At 65.7% G+C, this 18,272-nt stretch carries 20 protein-coding genes; 8 read left to right on the top strand and 12 right to left on the bottom strand.

What is annotated here, in order from left to right:
* Positions 1-9 precede the first annotated feature (9 nt).
* From cysW to AB4Z42_RS09555, 5 genes are all read right to left on the bottom strand, one after another.
* Entirely contained in the window at positions 10-825 is an 816-nt protein-coding gene (cysW, locus tag AB4Z42_RS09535; protein ID WP_442008930.1) for a sulfate ABC transporter permease subunit CysW, read from the bottom strand.
* Positions 822-1,706 (bottom strand): sulfate ABC transporter permease subunit CysT, encoded by an 885-nt coding sequence (gene cysT / locus AB4Z42_RS09540; protein WP_442008931.1) that lies wholly within the window; start codon positions 1,704-1,706, stop codon positions 822-824. The genes cysW and cysT overlap by 4 nt, the downstream gene beginning before the upstream one ends.
* Positions 1,703-2,731, bottom strand: coding sequence for a sulfate ABC transporter substrate-binding protein (locus AB4Z42_RS09545; protein ID WP_442008932.1), 1,029 nt, complete (start codon positions 2,729-2,731; stop codon positions 1,703-1,705). The genes cysT and AB4Z42_RS09545 overlap by 4 nt, the downstream gene beginning before the upstream one ends.
* A 116-nt stretch (positions 2,732-2,847) precedes the next feature.
* Positions 2,848-2,940 carry an Ms4533A family Cys-rich leader peptide gene (locus AB4Z42_RS09550; protein WP_425437859.1) on the bottom strand — a complete coding sequence of 31 codons (93 nt, stop codon included), beginning with the start codon at positions 2,938-2,940 and terminating at the stop codon, positions 2,848-2,850.
* 138 nt (positions 2,941-3,078) lie between these two features.
* A complete protein-coding gene (locus AB4Z42_RS09555) occupies positions 3,079-3,279 on the bottom strand; it encodes a hypothetical protein (RefSeq protein WP_442008933.1) in 201 nt (66 codons plus the stop codon).
* 32 nt (positions 3,280-3,311) lie between these two features.
* Between AB4Z42_RS09555 and AB4Z42_RS09560 the strand changes: the two genes are divergently transcribed.
* The 3 genes from AB4Z42_RS09560 (at position 3,312) to AB4Z42_RS09570 (ending at position 6,795) form a co-directional block, all read left to right on the top strand.
* A complete protein-coding gene (locus AB4Z42_RS09560; protein WP_442008934.1) occupies positions 3,312-4,535 on the top strand; it encodes an FAD-dependent oxidoreductase in 1,224 nt (407 codons plus the stop codon).
* Positions 4,536-4,602: 67 nt separating this feature from the next.
* Positions 4,603-6,609, top strand: a complete 2,007-nt coding sequence (locus AB4Z42_RS09565; RefSeq protein ID WP_442008935.1) for a glycoside hydrolase family 15 protein — start codon at positions 4,603-4,605, stop codon at positions 6,607-6,609.
* Between the two features lie 36 nt (positions 6,610-6,645).
* The gene (locus tag AB4Z42_RS09570; RefSeq protein ID WP_442008936.1) at positions 6,646-6,795 is read left to right on the top strand and encodes a hypothetical protein; all 150 of its coding nucleotides are present in this window, start codon (positions 6,646-6,648) and stop codon (positions 6,793-6,795) included.
* A 21-nt stretch (positions 6,796-6,816) separates the two neighbouring features.
* Here AB4Z42_RS09570 and AB4Z42_RS09575 read toward each other — a convergent pair whose 3' ends face one another.
* Complete coding sequence (locus tag AB4Z42_RS09575) at positions 6,817-7,014, bottom strand: hypothetical protein (RefSeq protein WP_442008937.1); 198 nt, start codon at positions 7,012-7,014, stop codon at positions 6,817-6,819.
* Positions 7,015-7,333: 319 nt separating this feature from the next.
* On the opposite strand from AB4Z42_RS09575, the gene AB4Z42_RS09580 reads away from it, so the two are divergent.
* Positions 7,334-8,782, top strand: coding sequence for an FAD/NAD(P)-binding protein (locus tag AB4Z42_RS09580; protein ID WP_442008938.1), 1,449 nt, complete (start codon positions 7,334-7,336; stop codon positions 8,780-8,782).
* A gap of 4 nt (positions 8,783-8,786) precedes the next feature.
* Here the strand turns inward: AB4Z42_RS09580 and AB4Z42_RS09585 are convergent, their stop codons facing one another.
* The 4 genes from AB4Z42_RS09585 to lepA form a co-directional block, all read right to left on the bottom strand.
* Complete coding sequence (locus AB4Z42_RS09585; RefSeq protein WP_442008939.1) at positions 8,787-10,139, bottom strand: rhodanese-like domain-containing protein; 1,353 nt, start codon at positions 10,137-10,139, stop codon at positions 8,787-8,789.
* A 55-nt stretch (positions 10,140-10,194) separates the two neighbouring features.
* Positions 10,195-10,905 carry a sensor domain-containing protein gene (locus tag AB4Z42_RS09590; RefSeq protein WP_442008940.1) on the bottom strand — a complete coding sequence of 237 codons (711 nt, stop codon included), beginning with the start codon at positions 10,903-10,905 and terminating at the stop codon, positions 10,195-10,197.
* 65 nt (positions 10,906-10,970) lie between these two features.
* Entirely contained in the window at positions 10,971-11,687 is a 717-nt protein-coding gene (locus AB4Z42_RS09595; RefSeq protein ID WP_442008941.1) for a sensor domain-containing protein, read from the bottom strand.
* Positions 11,688-11,702: 15 nt separating this feature from the next.
* A complete protein-coding gene (gene lepA / locus AB4Z42_RS09600) occupies positions 11,703-13,547 on the bottom strand; it encodes a translation elongation factor 4 (protein WP_442009544.1) in 1,845 nt (614 codons plus the stop codon).
* Positions 13,548-13,642: 95 nt separating this feature from the next.
* Between lepA and AB4Z42_RS09605 the strand changes: the two genes are divergently transcribed.
* Positions 13,643-14,233, top strand: coding sequence for a type II toxin-antitoxin system PemK/MazF family toxin (locus AB4Z42_RS09605; RefSeq protein ID WP_442008942.1), 591 nt, complete (start codon positions 13,643-13,645; stop codon positions 14,231-14,233).
* Here the strand turns inward: AB4Z42_RS09605 and AB4Z42_RS09610 are convergent.
* Positions 14,230-14,838 (bottom strand): GNAT family N-acetyltransferase, encoded by a 609-nt coding sequence (locus AB4Z42_RS09610; RefSeq protein ID WP_442008943.1) that lies wholly within the window; start codon positions 14,836-14,838, stop codon positions 14,230-14,232. The two genes, AB4Z42_RS09605 and AB4Z42_RS09610, sit on opposite strands and share 4 nt — an antisense overlap.
* A complete protein-coding gene (locus AB4Z42_RS09615; RefSeq protein ID WP_442008944.1) occupies positions 14,831-15,259 on the bottom strand; it encodes a CBS domain-containing protein in 429 nt (142 codons plus the stop codon). The genes AB4Z42_RS09610 and AB4Z42_RS09615 overlap by 8 nt, the downstream gene beginning before the upstream one ends.
* A 173-nt stretch (positions 15,260-15,432) precedes the next feature.
* Here AB4Z42_RS09615 and AB4Z42_RS09620 point away from each other — a divergent pair, with 173 nt between their 5' ends.
* The 3 genes from AB4Z42_RS09620 to AB4Z42_RS09630 all read left to right on the top strand — a co-directional run bounded on the left by AB4Z42_RS09620 (position 15,433) and on the right by AB4Z42_RS09630 (position 18,153).
* Positions 15,433-16,452 (top strand): aldo/keto reductase, encoded by a 1,020-nt coding sequence (locus AB4Z42_RS09620; RefSeq protein ID WP_442008945.1) that lies wholly within the window; start codon positions 15,433-15,435, stop codon positions 16,450-16,452.
* A gap of 37 nt (positions 16,453-16,489) precedes the next feature.
* Entirely contained in the window at positions 16,490-17,338 is an 849-nt protein-coding gene (locus AB4Z42_RS09625; RefSeq protein WP_442008946.1) for a ribonuclease Z, read from the top strand.
* 131 nt (positions 17,339-17,469) lie between these two features.
* Positions 17,470-18,153 (top strand): cutinase family protein, encoded by a 684-nt coding sequence (locus AB4Z42_RS09630; RefSeq protein ID WP_442008947.1) that lies wholly within the window; start codon positions 17,470-17,472, stop codon positions 18,151-18,153.
* Positions 18,154-18,272 lie beyond the last annotated feature (119 nt).

The raw sequence follows: 18,272 nt of genomic DNA on the forward strand, positions 1-18,272 counted from the left end.
CGTTTCTCCTTAAGCCTTGGCGGCGCGTGCTCGTCGGGCGTCGAGGACCACCTGGGCGATGAGGACGACCACGGCCACCGACATCAACAGCGTGGCAACGGCGTACGCGCCGTACTCGGCGCCCCGGTTGTATCTGTCCGCCACCAACAGTGTGAGGGTTTGTGATGTTCCCGGCAGGTTGGACGACACCATGATGACCGCGCCGAACTCACCGAGGGTGCGCGCGATGGTGAGCACGACTCCGTAGGTCAGACCCCACCTGATCGATGGCAGGGTGATCCGCCAGAACGTCTGCCACCACTTCGATCCCAGCGTCGAGGCGGCTTCCTCCTGGTCGGTGCCGATCTCGTGCAGCACCGGTTCCACCTCGCGAATCACGAAGGGCACGGTGACGAAGATGCTGGCGAGCACGATGCCGGGTAAGCCGAAGATGATCTTGAGCCCGAGGTTGTTCTCGACGAAGCCGAACAGGCCGGCCGAACCCCAGAGCAGGATCAGTGCGACGCCGACGACTATCGGCGACACCGCAAAGGGTAGATCGATGACTGCCTGCAAGGCGTTCTTGCCGCGGAACTTGTTGCGTGCCAGCACCAGAGCGGTCGGCACGCCGAACACCACATTGAGCGGCACGACGATGGCCACGACCAGCAGCGACAGCTGCAGCGCCGACAGCGCCGCCGGGGTGGTGATGGACTCGAAGAACGCCCCCACCCCAGGGGCGAATGTCCGCCAGAGGATCAGCCCCACCGGCACGATCACCAGAATGGTGATGTAGGCCAACGCGAGAAAGCGGGCCAGATACTTGACGGCCGGAGACAGGGTCACTGCGCCAGCTCCTGCCGCTTGGCGGCCCGCGATCCAACGGCCCGCAGAATGAACAGCACGATAAACGAGATGACCAGCAGCACAATCGAAATAGCCGCCGCACCGGTTCTGTCATCGTTCTCGATGAGTGTCCGGATCCACTGCGAGGACACCTCGGTCTCGCCGGGCACCGCGCCACCGATCAGCACTACCGAGCCGAACTCGCCGATGGCCCGCGAGAATGCCAGTCCTGCACCGGAAAGCAGCGACGGCAGCAGCGCCGGGAGGATCACCTTGGTGAAGATCGTCCAGTTGTTGGCGCCGAGGGAGGCTGCGGCCTCCTCGGTTTCGCGATCCAGCTCCAGCAGCACCGGCTGCACGGACCGCACGACGAACGGCAGCGTGACGAACAGCAGCGCGATACCGATGCCCCACTTGGTGTGCTGCAGGTGCAGATCCACCGGACTGGCCGGACCGTACAGGGCCAGCATCACCAGGCTGGCCACGATCGTCGGCAGCGCGAACGGCAGATCGATGACCGAGTCGACGAGCCGCTTGCCTGGGAAGTCGTCACGCGTCAGCACCCAGGCGACGAGCAGTCCGAAGATCAGGTTGATGACCGTCACCCCGATCGAGACGGTCAGCGTGACCCGGAACGACTGCAGGGCCGCGTTGGACGTGATCGCCTGCCAGAACGCCTGCCAACCGCCACCGGCGGACTGCCACACGATCGCGGCAAGTGGCAAGAGCACGATGACGCTCAGCCAGATCGATGCTGCGCCGACACGCAGCGATGTCGTGCCGTGGCTCCGCCGCAAGCGCCCGGGCGCCCGGCCGTCTCGCCCGCCGTTGCCGTCGGTTGGTTCGGGCCGGGCTCCAGGAATCTGGACGCCAGCTGTCATCCAGTCGCCTGCTTGTAGATCTTGGTGATGGAGCCGTTGTCCTTATCGAAGAGTGACGGGTCGACCTCGCTCCAGCCGCCGAGATCAGCGATCGTCCACAGTTTCGTAGGAACCGGGAAGTCGGTCGAGAAGTCCTCGGCCACCGAGGGATCCACCGGTCGGAAACCCGCCTGCGCCCAGATCTTCTGCCCCTCCGGGGTGTAGAGGAAGTTCTTCAGCGCGTTGGCCTGGTCCAGATGGGCGCTCGAGGTGACGACCGCGACGGGGTTCTCGATCTTGAACGTCTGCGGCGGGTTGATGTGCTCGACGGGCTTGCCCTGCCGCTCGATGTTGATCGCCTCGTTCTCGTAGCTCAGCAGCACATCGCCGGTGCCCTGCAAGAACACGTCGGTGGCTTCCCTGCCGGAGCCGGGACGGGTCTTGATGTGCTCGCTCACAAGCTTGTTGACGAAGTCCAGACCCGCTTGCGAATCCTGACCACCGTTGCTCTTCGCGGCGTAGGGCGCCAACAGGTTCCACTTGGCCGAACCCGAGCTCAGCGGGCTCGGGCTGACGACCTCGAGTCCGGGCTGCAACAGGTCATCCCAATCCTTGATGTTCTTGGGGTTTCCCTCGCGCACGACCAGCGTGACCACCGAACCGAACGGGACTCCCTGGGTGGCGTCGGTGTTCCAGTCCTTGGCCACCTTGTCGGCCTTGACCAGGCGGGTGATGTCGGGCTCGACGGAGAAGTTGACGATGTCGGCTGGTTTGCCGTCGACCACGGCGCGTGACTGATCACCCGATGCCCCGTAAGACGTCGTGACAGCCACCCCCTTGCCCTCGTCGGTGGCTGCGAACGCCGGGATGATCTTGCTCCAGCCCGGCTCGGGCACGGCATACGCGACAAGCGTGAGCGTGGTGTCCGCCGCCGGCTGGTCGCCTCCACCTGCGACGTCGCTGGATCCTCCACCGCAGGCGGCAAGCAATGTCGCGGATGCCGCGAGTGCGGCGGCGATGCGCCACGACTTCTGGATGTTGAGCATGGTGACCTTTCGTTGCGGGAACTACGGGGCGGATCCCACCGCGACGGCAAGGAGATTGATCAGTATTCCGGCATTGATTCAGCCGCTACCGACACCAGACCGCGGGCGGGTGTGGGTCAGCGACAACAACAGACATCAGCGACGGCAGTGAAACCCACGGCAATGAGCGCCAGGATGTGGCCACTCTTGTTGCCGGACGCCGAACGCATGGCGCGAAGAATAACAGAGTATTCCCAGGTGCTCCGCTCGGGCGTGGCCCCGCTAGCGGGTCAGCCACCACATGACGAGCACCAGCACCACGAGGATGACCAGCACCAACGTCACCCTCGAGCGCGGCATCCCGCCACTCACCGCGGGTCCACCTCTTCGTCGGCGTGCCGAACCCGCCGCAAGACCCGTATCCCGTTTCCCAGCGCACCGTCGAGCACCACGGCGACCCCGTACGCCAGGGCCAGCACGACGGGCATCACCACCGCGGTCTGGGCGACGAACGGCAGGCCCGAGAGCCACAGCTCGACGCCGTCCCACCAACTGAGGAAGCCGCCCACCCGGCCAGACTATTCGATGCGAAAATGTCTCCGTGCCGTCCGACGAGAAGAATGCCACCTGCATCGTCGCCGGCGGCGGTCCTGCGGGGATCATGCTCGGACTGCTGCTGGCCCGCGCAGGCGTGGACGTCACGGTTATGGAGAAGCACGCGGACTTCCTGCGCGATTTCCGCGGCGACACCGTGCACGCCAGCACCCTGCGCCTGCTCGACGAGCTGGGGCTGGCAGCCGAATTCGCGCGCATGCCCCACCGCGAGATCGACACCCTGACGATGAGCATCCAGGGCACCGATGTCAGCATCGATCTGGGCCGAATCCCCGGCCCGCACAAGCACATTGCACTCGTGCCACAGTGGGATTTCCTTGAGCTGCTGGCCGCGGCCGCTGAGAAGGAGCCGACGTTCCGGCTGCTGCGCAGCACCGAGGTGCTTGGACCGATAGTGCAGGCTGAGAAGGTGGTCGGAGTCCGTTATCGCGGCGCCGACGGCGAGATACGCGAGATGCGCGCGGCGCTGACCGTCGCGTGCGACGGCCGCTCGTCGACGCTGCGCCGTGAGATGGGTATGCAACCCAGAAGCTTCGGAGCGCCGATGGATGTCTGGTGGTTCCGGCTCCCCCGCGAGGCCGACGATCCGCACGGCTTGGCCGGTGTTCTGGGCGCGGGGGCGGCAGAGATCGTCATCGACCGCGGCGACTATTACCAGTGCGCGTACGTGATCCCCAAGGGCCGCGACGCGCAGTTGCGCGCGCAGGGAATCGAGGCCCTGCATCGTGGCGTGGTGGCCCTGGCGCCATGGCTGGCCGACCACATCACAGCGCTGACCTCATTCGACGACGTCAAGCTGCTCGACGTGCAGCTCAACCGCCTGCGGCGGTGGTACACGGACGGTCTGCTGCTGATCGGCGATGCCGCGCATGCGATGTCGCCCGTTGGCGGAGTCGGGATCAATCTGGCGGTCGCCGATGCCGTCGCGGCGGCCCGGGTGCTGGCCGGCCCACTTCGCGACGGCACCGTATCTACCAGGCAGTTAACCCGCATCCAGGCCAGACGCTGGCTGCCCGCCGTGCTGATCCAGGCCGTTCAGCGCGTGGTGCACAGCAGGGTGATCGCGGTGGCGGTGACCTCGACGGACCAGATGAAACCGCCATTACTGGTCCGCATCGCGGCGCGGGTTCGGCCGCTGCGCACCGCGATCGGGTACGGGATCGCGATCGGCCCGCTGCCCGAACACGTGCCGGAGTTTGCCCGGCGCTGATCGCCCGGCGGCGAGACACGTGCGCGATAAGTAGACGCCAGGCGCGTCGGCGGTCGATGATGTGCGGATGGTTCTGCAAGAAAACGAGGCCTCCCGCGGGCCATCCAAAATCGATTACGACGCACCGTTGTCGGCGACAGCCCCGGTGCCCTACACCTCCGGCGGGTCGCTGCGGAACCCGTTCCCGCCGATCGCCGACTACGCCTTCCTGTCGGACTGCGAAACCACCTGCCTGATCTCATCGGCCGGTTCGGTCGAGTGGATGTGCATCCCGCGCCCCGACTCCCCCAGCGTGTTCGGTGCGATCCTGGACCGTCGCGCGGGTCATTTCCGCCTCGCGCCGTACGGCGTGACGGTGCCTGCCGCGCGTCGCTATCTGCCGGGCAGCCTGATCCTCGAGACCACCTGGCAGACCCCCACCGGCTGGATGATCGTGCGCGACGCGCTCGTCATGGGCCCCTGGCATGACCTCGAGACGCGGTCGCGCACCCACCGTCGTACCCCGATGGACTGGGACGCCGAGCACATCCTCCTGCGCACCGTCCGATGTGTGAGCGGCACTGTCGAGTTGGTGATGAACTGCGAGCCGGCGTTCGACTACCACCGCACCCAGGCGACGTGGGAGTACTCCGCGCAGGCATACGGCGAGGCGATCGCGCGGGCCAGTCGCGATCCCGACGCGCATCCCACGGTGCGTGTGACCTCCAACCTGCGACTGGGACTGGAAGGCCATGAGGCCCGCGCCCGCACCCGGATGAAGGAGGGCGACAACGCCTTCGTCGCGCTGTCGTGGTCCAAGCACCCCGCCCCGCAGACCTACGAGGAAGCCGCCGACAAGATGTGGGCCACCAGTGAATGCTGGCGGCAGTGGATCAACATCGGCGAATTCCCCGATCACCCCTGGCGGGCCTATCTGCAGCGCAGCGCGTTGACGCTCAAGGGCCTGACGTATTCGCCCACGGGCGCCCTGCTCGCCGCGCCGACCACGTCGTTGCCCGAAACCCCTCAGGGCGAACGCAACTGGGACTACCGCTACGCGTGGGTTCGCGACTCGACGTTCGCGTTGTGGGGCCTCTACACACTGGGCCTGGACCGGGAGGCCGACGACTTCTTCGCGTTCATCGCCGACGTCTCCGGCGCCAACAACGGTGAGCGCCACCCACTTCAGGTGATGTACGCGGTCGGCGGCGAACGCAGCCTCGTCGAAGAGGAACTGCACCACCTGTCCGGCTACGACAACGCCCGCCCCGTGCGGATCGGCAACGGCGCCTACAACCAGATGCAGCACGACATCTGGGGCACCATGCTGGATTCGGTGTATCTGCACGCCAAGTCGCGGGAACAGATCTCCGACACCCTGTGGCCGGTGCTCAAGCAGCAGGTCGAGGAAGCGGTCAAACACTGGAAGGAACCCGACCGCGGCATCTGGGAGGTGCGCGGCGAACCGCAGCACTTCACCTCCAGCAAGATCATGTGCTGGGTCGCGCTTGATCGCGGCTCCAAACTCGCCGAACTGCAGGGCGAGAAGTCCTATGCGCAGCAGTGGCGCGCCATCGCCGAGGAGATCAAGGCCGACATCCTCAGCAAGGGTGTCGATTCCCGGGGCGTGCTCACCCAGCGCTACGGCGACGATGCCCTCGACGCCTCGCTGTTGCTGGCCGTGTTGACGCGGTTCCTGCCCGCCGACGATCCACGCGTGCGCGCGACCGTGCTGGCGATCGCCGACGAACTGACCGAGGACGGCTTGGTGCTGCGGTACCGCGTCGAGGAGACCGACGACGGACTGTCCGGTGAAGAAGGCACCTTCACGATCTGCTCGTTCTGGCTCGTGTCGGCGCTGGTCGAGATCGGCGAGATCCATCGGGCCAAGCACCTGTGCGAACGGTTGCTGTCGTTCGCGAGCCCGCTACATCTCTATGCGGAGGAGATCGAGCCAAGGACCGGAAGGCATCTGGGCAACTTCCCACAGGCGTTCACCCATCTGGCGTTGATCAATGCCGTCGTGCACGTGATCCGCGCCGAGGAGGAAGCCGACAGCTCCGGGGTGTTCGTTCCCGCCAACGCGCCGTCGTAGTCAGCCGTCGAATCAGGGTGCGCCGAACTGGTGCAGGTGACGCGTCAAACAGGCCTCGGTATCGGCAGCATCGCACGCGGTCTGGTGGCGAGCGGGACCTCGTCGGCCGACAACGTCGACGCGTTCAATGTCTGGGGCGAGTTGATCAGACGCGAACGCGGCATATCGCTGGCCGCCACTCCCTGACGCACGTCGCGCCGGCAGACATCACGGCACTGCCTGTTGCGTCACCGACGGCTGTGTCGTCCCGCTGCGATCGGTGGTCGCGTCATGGGTCAACAGAATCCCGCCGAGAGCGATGATCGCCACCCCGAGCAGCAGCATCACCCACGGCCATCGGCCGACCGGCTGCAAGCCAGGGACAGCCCCTCCTTCAGGGGCGGTCAATTCCGCGTATTCGCCCACATGTGCAGGTTAAGCGCGCACGGGCACCACAGAATTCGCCACGACGCCGCGCGGGGGCCCGAGCTGCGCGGGACATTTTAACCGTCCAGATCGAAATGGGTCGTGCGGCAAGCACCCGATCGTGAGAGCACCATCCGCCCTCGGCAGCAGCGCCTTTCAGGATGTCGAAGCGGCGGCCGGCCGGATCGACATCGGAATAACCCGCTGCTGCGTTGACCAATACATGGATACTGACTCTGACTCTGACGCTGGTTGAGGCCGCAGGCTGATGAAACGTCCAGCAGAACCGCCCATCACCCGAAGCCGATATTGGGGCCATGTGAATCGATCGTCGGACCAACCGCCACCGCCTCGCCGCATCGTTGTCATCGGCGGCGGATTCAGCGGTGCCATGAGCGCGGTGAATCTCGCACGGCTGAGCGAAGAACCGTTGCACATCACCGTCATCAACGACGAGCCGTCCATCGGGCGGGGCGTCGCGTACCGGTTGCGGCGACCGGAGTACCTGCTCAACGTTGCGGCGCGGAACATGTCCGCGTTCCCCCAGGAGCCCGATCATTTCCTGCAGTGGCTGCGGACGCGCTCGGAATTCGAATCGGCTACCGAGGTCGAATTGCGCGAGCGGTTCGCACCGCGGCAGATCTACGGCGACTACCTGCGCTCGATCGTCCAGCATCATCTGCAGAGCCCGAGTGAGATCACGCCGGTGTCCTCGGAGTTCGTCATCGGCAAGGCCGTCGACGTGGAACCGCGGGGAGCCGGTTGCGTCGTGCATCTGGCGGACGGATCCACGGTGAATGCCGACCGCGTTGTGCTGGCCACCGGCAATGAGCCCCCCGCGCCGCTGCCCGGCGCCGAAGACCTCGTCGACCATCCCGCCTGGGTCGGCAATCCATGGCAGAAATGGGAGCAGCGCCTACCGCACTACGACAAGAGCGTCGTCATCCTCGGGACGGGGCTCACGGCGGTCGATGCCATCCTCACCATGCGCGCCAAGGGATGGCTCGGCAGCATCCACGCGGTGTCGCGCCACGGCTGGTTTCCGCACTCGCATTTCCGCGGCATCAGGTATCCGGATTTCCCGCCGCCAGGGGTCGACGTCGCGGCGCTTGGTCTTGATGAGCTCCTGCTGCTCATCGAGGAGCACTGTGCAATCCTGCACGAGCGCAACGCGAATCCCGCGATCATCGTCGACAAGCTGCGTTCTGACACCCAGCGCATCTGGAGCGGATTCAGCTCGGAGGAACGTCTGAGGTTCGCGAAGAAGCACGCCGCACGGTGGAATGTGTTCCGCCATCGAATCGCACCGGACATTTTCTCGCAGATCACCAGCGCGCAGCTGACCGGTCAATTGCGCGTTCACGCCGACTCCATCCAGAAGTTGAGGGCATCGGGCGACCAGATCGTCGTCGACCTCGCCGACGGTGCGTCATTAGAGGGTGACCTCGTGCTCAATGCCACCGGCCCGTCGACGAAATTCACTGCCACACAATCGGTATTGCTGCAGAATCTGCTCCGTCGAGGCGAGATCGCCCCCGACGACACCGATATGGGAATCCATGTGGATTTCGATCACACCGTGTTGACCGGCACCGGCGACCGATCGCCGTGGCTGCTCGCACTGGGCCCGATGCTGCGCGGGACCTACTGGGAGACGATCGCCGTGCCGGAGTTGCGGGTGCAGGCACGGCATGTCGCCGAGACGTTGCTCGGCAGTACGCACACCGAAGAACAGGAAGGCCAGCTTCACCTGGAATACATGATCTGACAGATCATGTCGACTCGGTGAGCCCCAGCTCCTCGGCTGTCGTGTACGCGTCGTCGATCAGGACGACCTCGCATCCGTACCGATCCAGGATCGACGCGGCGACCGACGCGCGGTACCCGCTCGCGCAGTGCACCCAGATCTCTTCCGCGGGAAGCTCATTCAGATGTTCGGCGAGTTCGTGCACCACGATGTTGACGGCGTTCGACACGTGACCCTCGTCGAACTCGTCGGCTCGGCGCACATCCAGCACAGTGAGCCCGTCACGCGTGATTTCGTCCGCCAGCGCGGCGAAGTCCGCCACCCGGTAGGAACGCAGCGGTGTCTCTCCCGCGAGGTTCGTGATCTCACCGGTCGCGCCACCCCGCACGTCGTCGATGCCGATGCGGACGAGTTCCCTTCTGGCGGTAGCGATCTGTTCGGCATCGTCACCGATGAGGGTCAACGGCGCACCCCACGCGTACAGCCAGCCGAGATAGGTGACAAAGGAATCCGACAACTCGAATCCGTACGAACCGCCGAGGTGACCCGCGGCGAAGGCGGTGCGCTTGCGCAGATCGACGACCCACTCCCCTGCCTCGATACGACGTCGAAGGTCCTCAGGGTCGACGGGAGCCGGCGCCGAAAGGTCAACCGCAGCAGGGCCGTCGCGGTTGATCACCCCCATGTGTTCGTAGTAGGCGGGGTACGCGGACAGGGTGGCAAGCAGCTCGTCGACGAATCTCTTCTCATCCTGGGTGAGCGCCGGATTGGTCTCACGTTGCTCGCCGACGGTCGATGAATCACGGCCCGTCGCCGAGGCTGCGCAGAAACTGCCGAAGCCGTGGGTCGGGTACACCTCGGCATCGGCGGGCAGGTCGGCCGCGAGCCGCCGGACCGAGTGGTACTGCGCGGTGGTGAGTTCCCGGGTGCTCTCGTCGCCGAGAAGGTCTGTGCGCCCGGTACTGTCGTAGAGCATCGAGCCGCCGGTGAACACGCCGACCGACGTGCCCGATGAGTCTTCGAGCGCATAGCTGACGTGTTCGCGGGTGTGTCCGGGCGTGTGGATGGCGCGCAGTGCGAAGGTGCCGCCGTCGATGACCTCGCCGTCGGCAATGCGGCGGGCCGGGTAACCGACGTCGTCACCGGCCGGGACGACGTACTCCGCCCCGGTGGCGCGGGACAGCTCGAGCCCGCCGGTCACGTAGTCGTTGTGCAGATGGGTTTCGAGTACGTGGGTGATACGGGCTCCGAGTTCGCCCGTGCGTGCGGTCACCCGATCGATATCGCGCTGCGGGTCGATGACGACCGCCGTTTCGCCGTCGACCACCACGTAGCTGCGGTCTCCCAGACTCGAGGTCTCGATGATCTCTACCCGCATACGGCACGTATACCCCGGGCGATGCGACGCACCGAGATTGAACTCAGGGCGAGCATTACTTGGCGGCGTTGGCCACCATGTCGCTCACGATGGTCGCGGCTTCGTCACCCGGGGAGTAGCTGCACGCCCACACCTCGACGGTGATGTTCGAGACCGGTGACAGCGCATGCTGACATGCCCACCCTGCAGCCTCCTGCTGCGTCGTGACCTGGGTGATCAGCGTGTCTTGCGCGGTCGTCTCCCCGAGTTCCCAGTCGTATGTTGAGCCGCCGTCGCCCACCGAAACGGTGTAGTTGGAGCACTCCTCCCACATGTCCTTGGACTTGTCGAAGAACGCCTTCGCCTTATCCGCTGACGGATACAGCACAACGGTCTGCTCGACCCAGTGCTCGTTGTCGTCGCCTTCCTCGCGCGAGATCTGGTCCAGCACGGAGGTATAGCCGCTGCCCGCATACACGGGCTTCTCGGCTCCGTAGATCGCGCCGAGGCATCCCACGTCCGAAACATCCGCGGAATGGTCGGTCATCTTGTCCAGCTCGCTGGTGACTTCCATCGTCGACGAACCCATGATCGCGTTGATCTCACCGATCGAGAGCACCACGTCGTCGAGCCTCGACTCGTCGAGCGGCGGCACGTCGGTGGGTCCCGCGTTCTGCGCACGCGTCGCGGTGCCCGAAACAGTGCTCACGCACCCGGTGAGCAGGACGGATGCTGCGATCACGGCTGACAGGGCGCATACCCGGGCGGCCGTACCGATATAGGTCACCGCGCTATTGTGACCGACTCTCGGCAGATACGTACACCACCCGCGAATTCCGGGGCGCCGACGCGCTACGAGGCGACGATCTTCTCCAGCATCAGGCCGGCGACGTCCGTGGCCCCGCGCGGGCCGCCCAGCGCGTTGGCGTCGGTAACCTCCACGTCCACAACACAATCCGACGCCACCCCGAGCGCACGTTGGGTCATCGAACCGGAGTCGTGCATCACCATTGCCGAAACGGTGTGTCCGTCGACCGTGACGTCGGTGATCCTGCTCGTCCCCTGCGCACCGTGCTCGGGTTGGTTCAGGACCAGCGTCTGCCCGTTGCAGCGATGCCATTTGTCGGCCGACGCGGCGAAGAACGCCTGCGCGTCAGCGGCGGAGGCGAATTGCACCACGCCGAAGTACCCCGACACCGGTGGCCCGTCGAACGATCCGCCCGCCCACGACTGACTCGCCACAGATTGCACCGGGCCCGCCTCGTAGACGACCCTCTGCAACCGGTACGTCGGGCTGACGCAGTCCGCGGGCGTCGCATCCGTTTTGCCGACACTGGCCAGCAGCATGTCGGGGCCGCCCTGGACCAATTGACCCATCAAGCCGGCCGAGCCAAGGACGCCCGCCAACTCGTCCTGGGTGGGCAGAACCCGGTTCAGCGCCCTCGCCGGAGACGGTTGGACGGCTTCGGCGATGCGAACCGTGGGCCGCGCGTCCTGGACCGGCGCACCGCACGCCGCAAGAACGACACACGCGCTCAACGCACCCACTGTGCGAGCCGTTGAGCGCATCATCTCCGGGAGGACCTACTTCTTCTTGTCTGCCGGGGTATCGGTGGACAGCGCCGCGACGAATGCCTCCTGCGGCACCTCGACCCGACCTATGGTCTTCATTCGCTTCTTGCCCTCTTTTTGTTTCTCGAGCAGCTTGCGCTTCCGTGTTATGTCACCGCCGTAACACTTCGATAGCACGTCTTTGCGGATCGCGCGGATGTTTTCGCGAGCAATGATTTTCGAACCGATCGCCGCCTGCACCGGAACTTCGAACTGCTGACGGGGAATCAGCTCCCTGAGTTTGGTCGTCATTTTGTTGCCGTAGGCGAACGCGGAATCCTTGTGCACGATCGCGCTGAAGGCGTCAACGGCCTCGCCCTGCAACAGAATGTCGACCTTGACGAGATCCGCTTCCTGCTCGCCGGCCTCTTCGTAATCGAGGCTGGCGTAGCCGCGGGTGCGTGACTTCAGCATGTCGAAGAAGTCAAAGATGATCTCCCCCAACGGCATTGTGTAGCGCAGCTCAACCCGCTCCGGCGAGAGATAATCCATGCCACCGAGTTCGCCGCGGCGCGACTGGCACAGCTCCATGATCGTTCCGATGAATTCGCTCGGCGCGATGATCGTCGTTTTCACGACGGGTTCATACACCGTGCGCACTTTGCCTTCAGGCCAGTCCGACGGGTTGGTGACGACGATCTCCGACCCATCGTCCTGCACAACGCGATACACGACGTTGGGAGACGTTGATATCAAATCGAGATCGAACTCGCGCTCGAGGCGCTCCCGGGTGATCTCCATGTGCAGCAGCCCGAGAAAGCCGCAGCGGAACCCGAATCCGAGCGCAACGGAGGTCTCCGGCTCCCACGACAGCGCGGCGTCGTTGAGCTGCAGCCGCTCCAGCGCGTCGCGCAGATCCGGATAGTCCGATCCGTCCACCGGATAGAGCCCGGAGTAGACCATCGGCCGCGGTTCGCGGTACCCGGTCAGCGGATCGGTCGCGCCGTGCCGCGCGCTCGTGACGGTGTCGCCGACCTTGGACTGGCGCACATCCTTCACGCCGGTGATCAGGTAGCCGACCTCCCCAACGCCGAGTCCGTCGGACGGCTTGGGTTCCGGTGAGACGATGCCCACTTCGAGCAGCTCGTGGGTGGTTCCGGTGGACATCATCTTGATGCGTTCACGCGGCACGATCCTGCCGTCGACCACGCGCACATACGTCACCACACCGCGATAGGTGTCGTACACCGAGTCGAAGATCATCGCGCGGGCCGGGGCGTCGGCGTCACCCTTCGGCGATGGCACCTCGCGCACGACATGGTCGAGCAGATCGGTGACGCCGTCACCCGTCTTCCCCGACACCCGCAGCACATCGGAGGGCTCACAACCGATGATGTGGGCGATCTCGGCGGCGTAGCGGTCCGGGTCTGCGGCGGGCAGGTCGATCTTGTTGAGCACCGGGATGATGTGCAGATCGCGGTCCAGCGCCAGATAGAGGTTGGCCAGCGTCTGCGCCTCGATGCCCTGAGCGGCGTCCACCAGCAGCACCGCGCCCTCGCACGCCTCCAGCGCTCGCGACACCTCGTAGGTGAAGTCGACGTGGCCGGGGGTGTCGATCAGGTGCAACACGTAGTCCGTGCCGTCGACCTGCCACGGGAGCCGGACGTTCTGCGCCTTGATGGTGATGCCGCGCTCACGCTCGATGTCCATCCGGTCCAGGTACTGGGCACGCATGTCACGGTCGGCGACCACACCGGTGAGTTGCAGCATCCGGTCGGCCAGCGTCGACTTGCCGTGATCGATATGGGCGATGATGCAGAAGTTCCGAATCTGCGCCGGCGCCGTGAAGGTCTTGTCGGCGAAACTGCTGATGGGAATCTCCTGGTGAGCTACGTGGGGTGCGCCACCAGGGTATCGAGGTAGGCCCCCGGCGACACAATCGTGGGAGCGGGGCTTCGCTTAAGCTCGTCGATATGGCTCCGCCGTGGAAGACGTTTCAGCGCTTCGCGGAGAACCTCGTTTTCAACGAAGCGCCGAAGTTCATCCGCCAGCAGCTGCAATCCGACACCGTCACCCGCAGCCTGCAATACGGCATCAAACTCGGCATCGACGCCATCGTGGGCGCACCTGCCGAGGAAACTCGCGAGATCACGGCAGGCCGTCCGGTGAGCCAGAACTTCGTGCCGACCGCGCATCGGGCCCGCAAGGTGGCCTACGCGCCCGATCTGGATGGTCGCGCCGACCCTGGCGAGATCGTGTGGACCTGGGTCGTCTACGAAGACGATCCGTCGAAGGGTAAGGACCGGCCCGTGCTGGTCGTGGGTCGCGACCAGGCCGTACTGCTCGGCCTGATGCTGTCCAGCCAGGACCATCACCGCGAGGACCCCAACTGGGTGGGCATCGGCAGCGGCAGCTGGGACTACGAGAGCAGGGCCAGCTGGGTGCGGCTGGACCGGGTGCTCGACGTGCCTGAAGAGGGCATTCGCCGCGAGGGCGCGATTCTCGAACGCGAGACGTTCGAAGTGGTCGCTACACGATTGCGCGCCGAATACTCCTGGAGCTAGTGCGGCTCCCGCCACATCGGCCACAACGACGGCCCGTCGTCGGGCAGCGTGATCTCTCCTATCACCTCGAAGCCGAAGCGCAGGTAATACGCCTCGTTCTTCGGGTTGCTGTTCTCCAGGTAGGCAGGCACCCGCTCGGCGTCGCAGCGGTCCAGGCGTGAACGCATCAGCGCCTGGCCGAAACCCGCACCCCGCACGGAGGGGTCGCTGCCGATGAGCATCAGGTACCAGTGCGGCTCTTCGGGATGGTGCTTCTCCATGAGTTCCTGCAACTGGACGCTGGCGGCGACGCGGGACCGCAGCGACCACAGCATCATGGGCGCCATCCGGAGCTCCTCGAGCCGTGAGGACTTGCGCTGACCCGGCGGGTCCCACAGCGTCGCCGCACCGACGTCATCGTCGCGCCTGCCCACCTCCGATCCGCCGCGCGGCAGGAAGTGATGGCGTGCCAGCCCGGCGAACGCCCGGGTCAGCGAGATGAGCCGGGTCCGGGGGTCGGGAAGCATCCACGATGTCACCGGATCGTCGTAGAACGCGCGCGCGAGCACGGTGCCGATCTGACGCGCATCGCGCCGCTGTGCGGCCTCGACCCGAATATCAGCCACGGGTGATGTAGGCCTGCAATTGCTCGTGTTGGGTTTCGAGCTCTTCCATCCGCGTCTTGACGACGTCGCCGATGCTCACGATTCCGGTGAGCCGGCCGTCTTCCATCACGGGGATGTGCCGCACCCGCTTCGTGGTCATCAGCACGCTGAGACTGTCGACGGTGTCGGTCGGGGTGCACGTCGCGACGAACGACGTCATGATCTCCGAAACCGGCAGCCGCAGCAGGTCGGCGCCGCGCTGCTGAAGGGCACGGACGACGTCGCGCTCGGAGACGATGCCGATCACCCCGTCAGCCGAGACCACCACCATGGCACCGATGTTGTGTACCGAAAGCTCGGTGAGCAGCCCGGATACCGAGGTTTCCGGGGTGATGGTGGCCACCGACGCACCTTTGTTCCGCAATACGTCCGCGATCCGCATCGTTTCCTCCGCTCGTGATCTGCCTCACACCAGGCTAGGTCCGAGTCGCGCCGCGCGAAAGGTTTTGCCACCGCTGTCCCAAAAGGTGTCCAAACCGAGTTCAGAGGAATAGAAACGTAGTAGAAGCCGCTGGACCTTCAAGTCTTTCGACCCTCGATGCGAAAGGAAGGCAGATGGCAGCACCGAACTCCGTGTCCACCGTCAAGCTGGGCGATGAACTAGAGGTCAGCGCAATCGGTTTCGGCGCGATGGCGCTCACTCCGGTGTACGGCGCGGTGGACGATGCGGAATCGCTGGCCACGCTGCACCGCTGTCTGGACCTCGGTGTCACCTTCATCGACACCGCCAACGTGTACGGGAACGGCGACAACGAGCGGCTGATCGCCGGACTTCTGGCCGATCGCCGCGATGAGGTCACCCTGGCGACGAAATTCGGCATCACGGGCAACCCGGCCAACCGCGCGGCGGGGGAACTCGTCGCCCGCGGTGACGCCGCCTACGTCCGCGAATGCATCGACGAGAGTCTGCAGCGGCTGCAGACGGACGTCGTCGACCTGTATTACATGCACCGTCGCGACACCAATGTGCCGATCGAGGAAACCGTGGGCGCCATGGCCGAACTGGTGGTCGCGGGCAAAGTCCGCCACCTCGGGCTATCGGAAGTGACTGCCGACGAGCTGCGCGCCGCCGTCGCGGTGCATCCGATCGCTGCGGTGCAGAGCGAGTGGTCGATCTGGAGCCGTGACGTCGAGGCCAACGTCGTGCCGACCGCCGTCGAGCTCGGGGTCGGATTCGTCCCCTACTCGCCACTGGGACGCGGCTTTCTCACCGGAACGATCAGCTCCACCGACGACCTGCCGTCGACGGATTTCCGTCGCACGATGCCGCGGTTCCGCGAGGGTGCACTCGACGCCAATCAGGCCGTCGTCGAACTCGTGAAATCGGTGGCCGCTCAACAGGACGCGACGCCGGCGCAAGTCGCACTGGCCTGGCTGCGGCACCGCGCCGCGTCGCTTGGCGTAGCGGCCGTACCGATTCCCGGCACCCGGCGGGCGGCTCGCGTCGAGGAGAACCTCGGCTCGCTGTCGGTGACCCTGACACCCGAACAACTCGACTCGTTGGACGCCGCGGCAGGGGCGGTCACGGGCCACCGCTTCGGAAATCTCGGCTGGGTGTCCGCAGGCCGCGAATAGCGCACATCGAACCGGCCCGGCAGGTATACCTAGCCGCATGATCGAGGTCACGCTGCTCGGCACCGGAAGCCCCATCGTCGACCCCAACCGGGCGGGTCCGTCAACACTGGTGCGGGCGGGCGATTCGACATTCCTGGTCGACTGCGGACGCGGGGCACTCATGCGGGCCGGTGCCGTGGGCGTCGGCGCGGCCAACATCACCGCATTGCTGCTGACGCACCTGCACAGCGACCACATCACCGATCTGTCCGATGTGATCACCACGCGGTGGGTCACCACGTTCACCCGCACTCCCCTTCCGGTCATCGGTCCGCCGGGGACCGCTGCGGTGGTCGAGGCGACGCTGGCCGCGCTGGCCCCCGACATCAGTTATCGGATCGCCCATCACGCCGACATCACCGAACCTCCCGTCGTCGAGGTACACGAGTACACCGACGGCCCCGTGTGGGACGACGCGGGCGTCGCGATCCGCGTCGCGCCGACGTGCCACCGGCCCGTGGAGCCCACGATCGGCTTCCGCATCGAATTCGGCGGTGCCTCAGTGGTATTGGCAGGAGATTCGGTGCCATGCGAAGGTCTCGACGGGTTGTCTGCCGGAGCGGGGGCCCTGGTGCACACGGTGATCCGCAAGGACATCGTCGAGCAGTTGCCCCAACAGCGGATCAGGGACATCCTCGACTACCACTCGTCGGTGCAGGAGGCGGCGTCCACCGCGGCACGCGCCGGCGTCGGAATCCTCGTCCTGACGCACTACGTGCCGCCGCTGGTACCTGGACAGGAAGACCAGTGGCGTGCGCTAGCGGCTTCCGAGTTCGACCGGCAGATCGAGTTGGGTGACGACCTGCACCGCGTCGAGGTCCATCCTGGCGTCTGCACCAAGTCCTGACGATCGGTCGATCTCGGCCTCCGGGGATATCGGATCGGTTACGACACTCGCGATACGGGAGTGACGCAAGTGATAATTGGGTAGACCCCGCCAGACCTGATCATCCCTCGAGCTAGAGGAGCGGTACCGCGATGCGCCCCGGTCGTGCCCTTCGTGCCGGACTGCTGACAGTCGCCGTCCTAGGTGGCTCGGTGAGCGTCGCGCAGCCGGTCGCGGCCGCCCCCGCGTGCCCCGACGTCGAGGTCGTCTTCGCCCGCGGCACCGACGAACCCGCGGGTATCGGGCAGGTCGGCCAGGCACTGGTCGACACACTGAAGCCGATGCTGAAGGGCCTCTCGATCGGCACGTACGCGGTCGAATATCCGGCGTCGTTCGACTTCCTCGAGGCGGCGGCGGGCGCCAACGACATGAGCCGGCGGGTAGTGAGCACAGTCGCCGACTGCCCGGACACCAAGCTGGTCCTGGGCGGCTATTCGCAGGGCGCGGCCGTGGTGGACATCGTGGCCACGTCACCGATGGCGGGCCTGGGCTACACCGAGCCGCTTCCCCGCGCGATTGTGCCGCACGTTGCCGCCGTGGTGGTGTTCGGCAATCCTTCGGCGCGCCTCGGCCAGCCCCTCACCCGGATGAGCCCCGACTTCGGCGCCAAGACCGCCGACTTGTGCAATAAGGCCGACCCCATCTGCTCGCTCGGACGAGATTGGAACTCGCACATCACCTACCAGAAGTCGGGTCTGGTGAAGACCGCCGCGGAGTGGGTAGCCAAGCTCGTGCACATGACAGGTTCGGACAGCGCGAAGGTGACCCGCGGGTAGCGTCGACGAAATTGTGTGTACGCACCGCAGTTCGTGACCGAAGAATGACGATCACGGCGCGGCGGCTTCCTCAGTCGTAACGTGGAATTGGCGCTCGCCGACATATCCATTGGCAGCCG

Source organism: Mycobacterium sp. 2YAF39, assembly GCF_052114565.1.
Lineage (GTDB): Bacteria > Actinomycetota > Actinomycetes > Mycobacteriales > Mycobacteriaceae > Mycobacterium.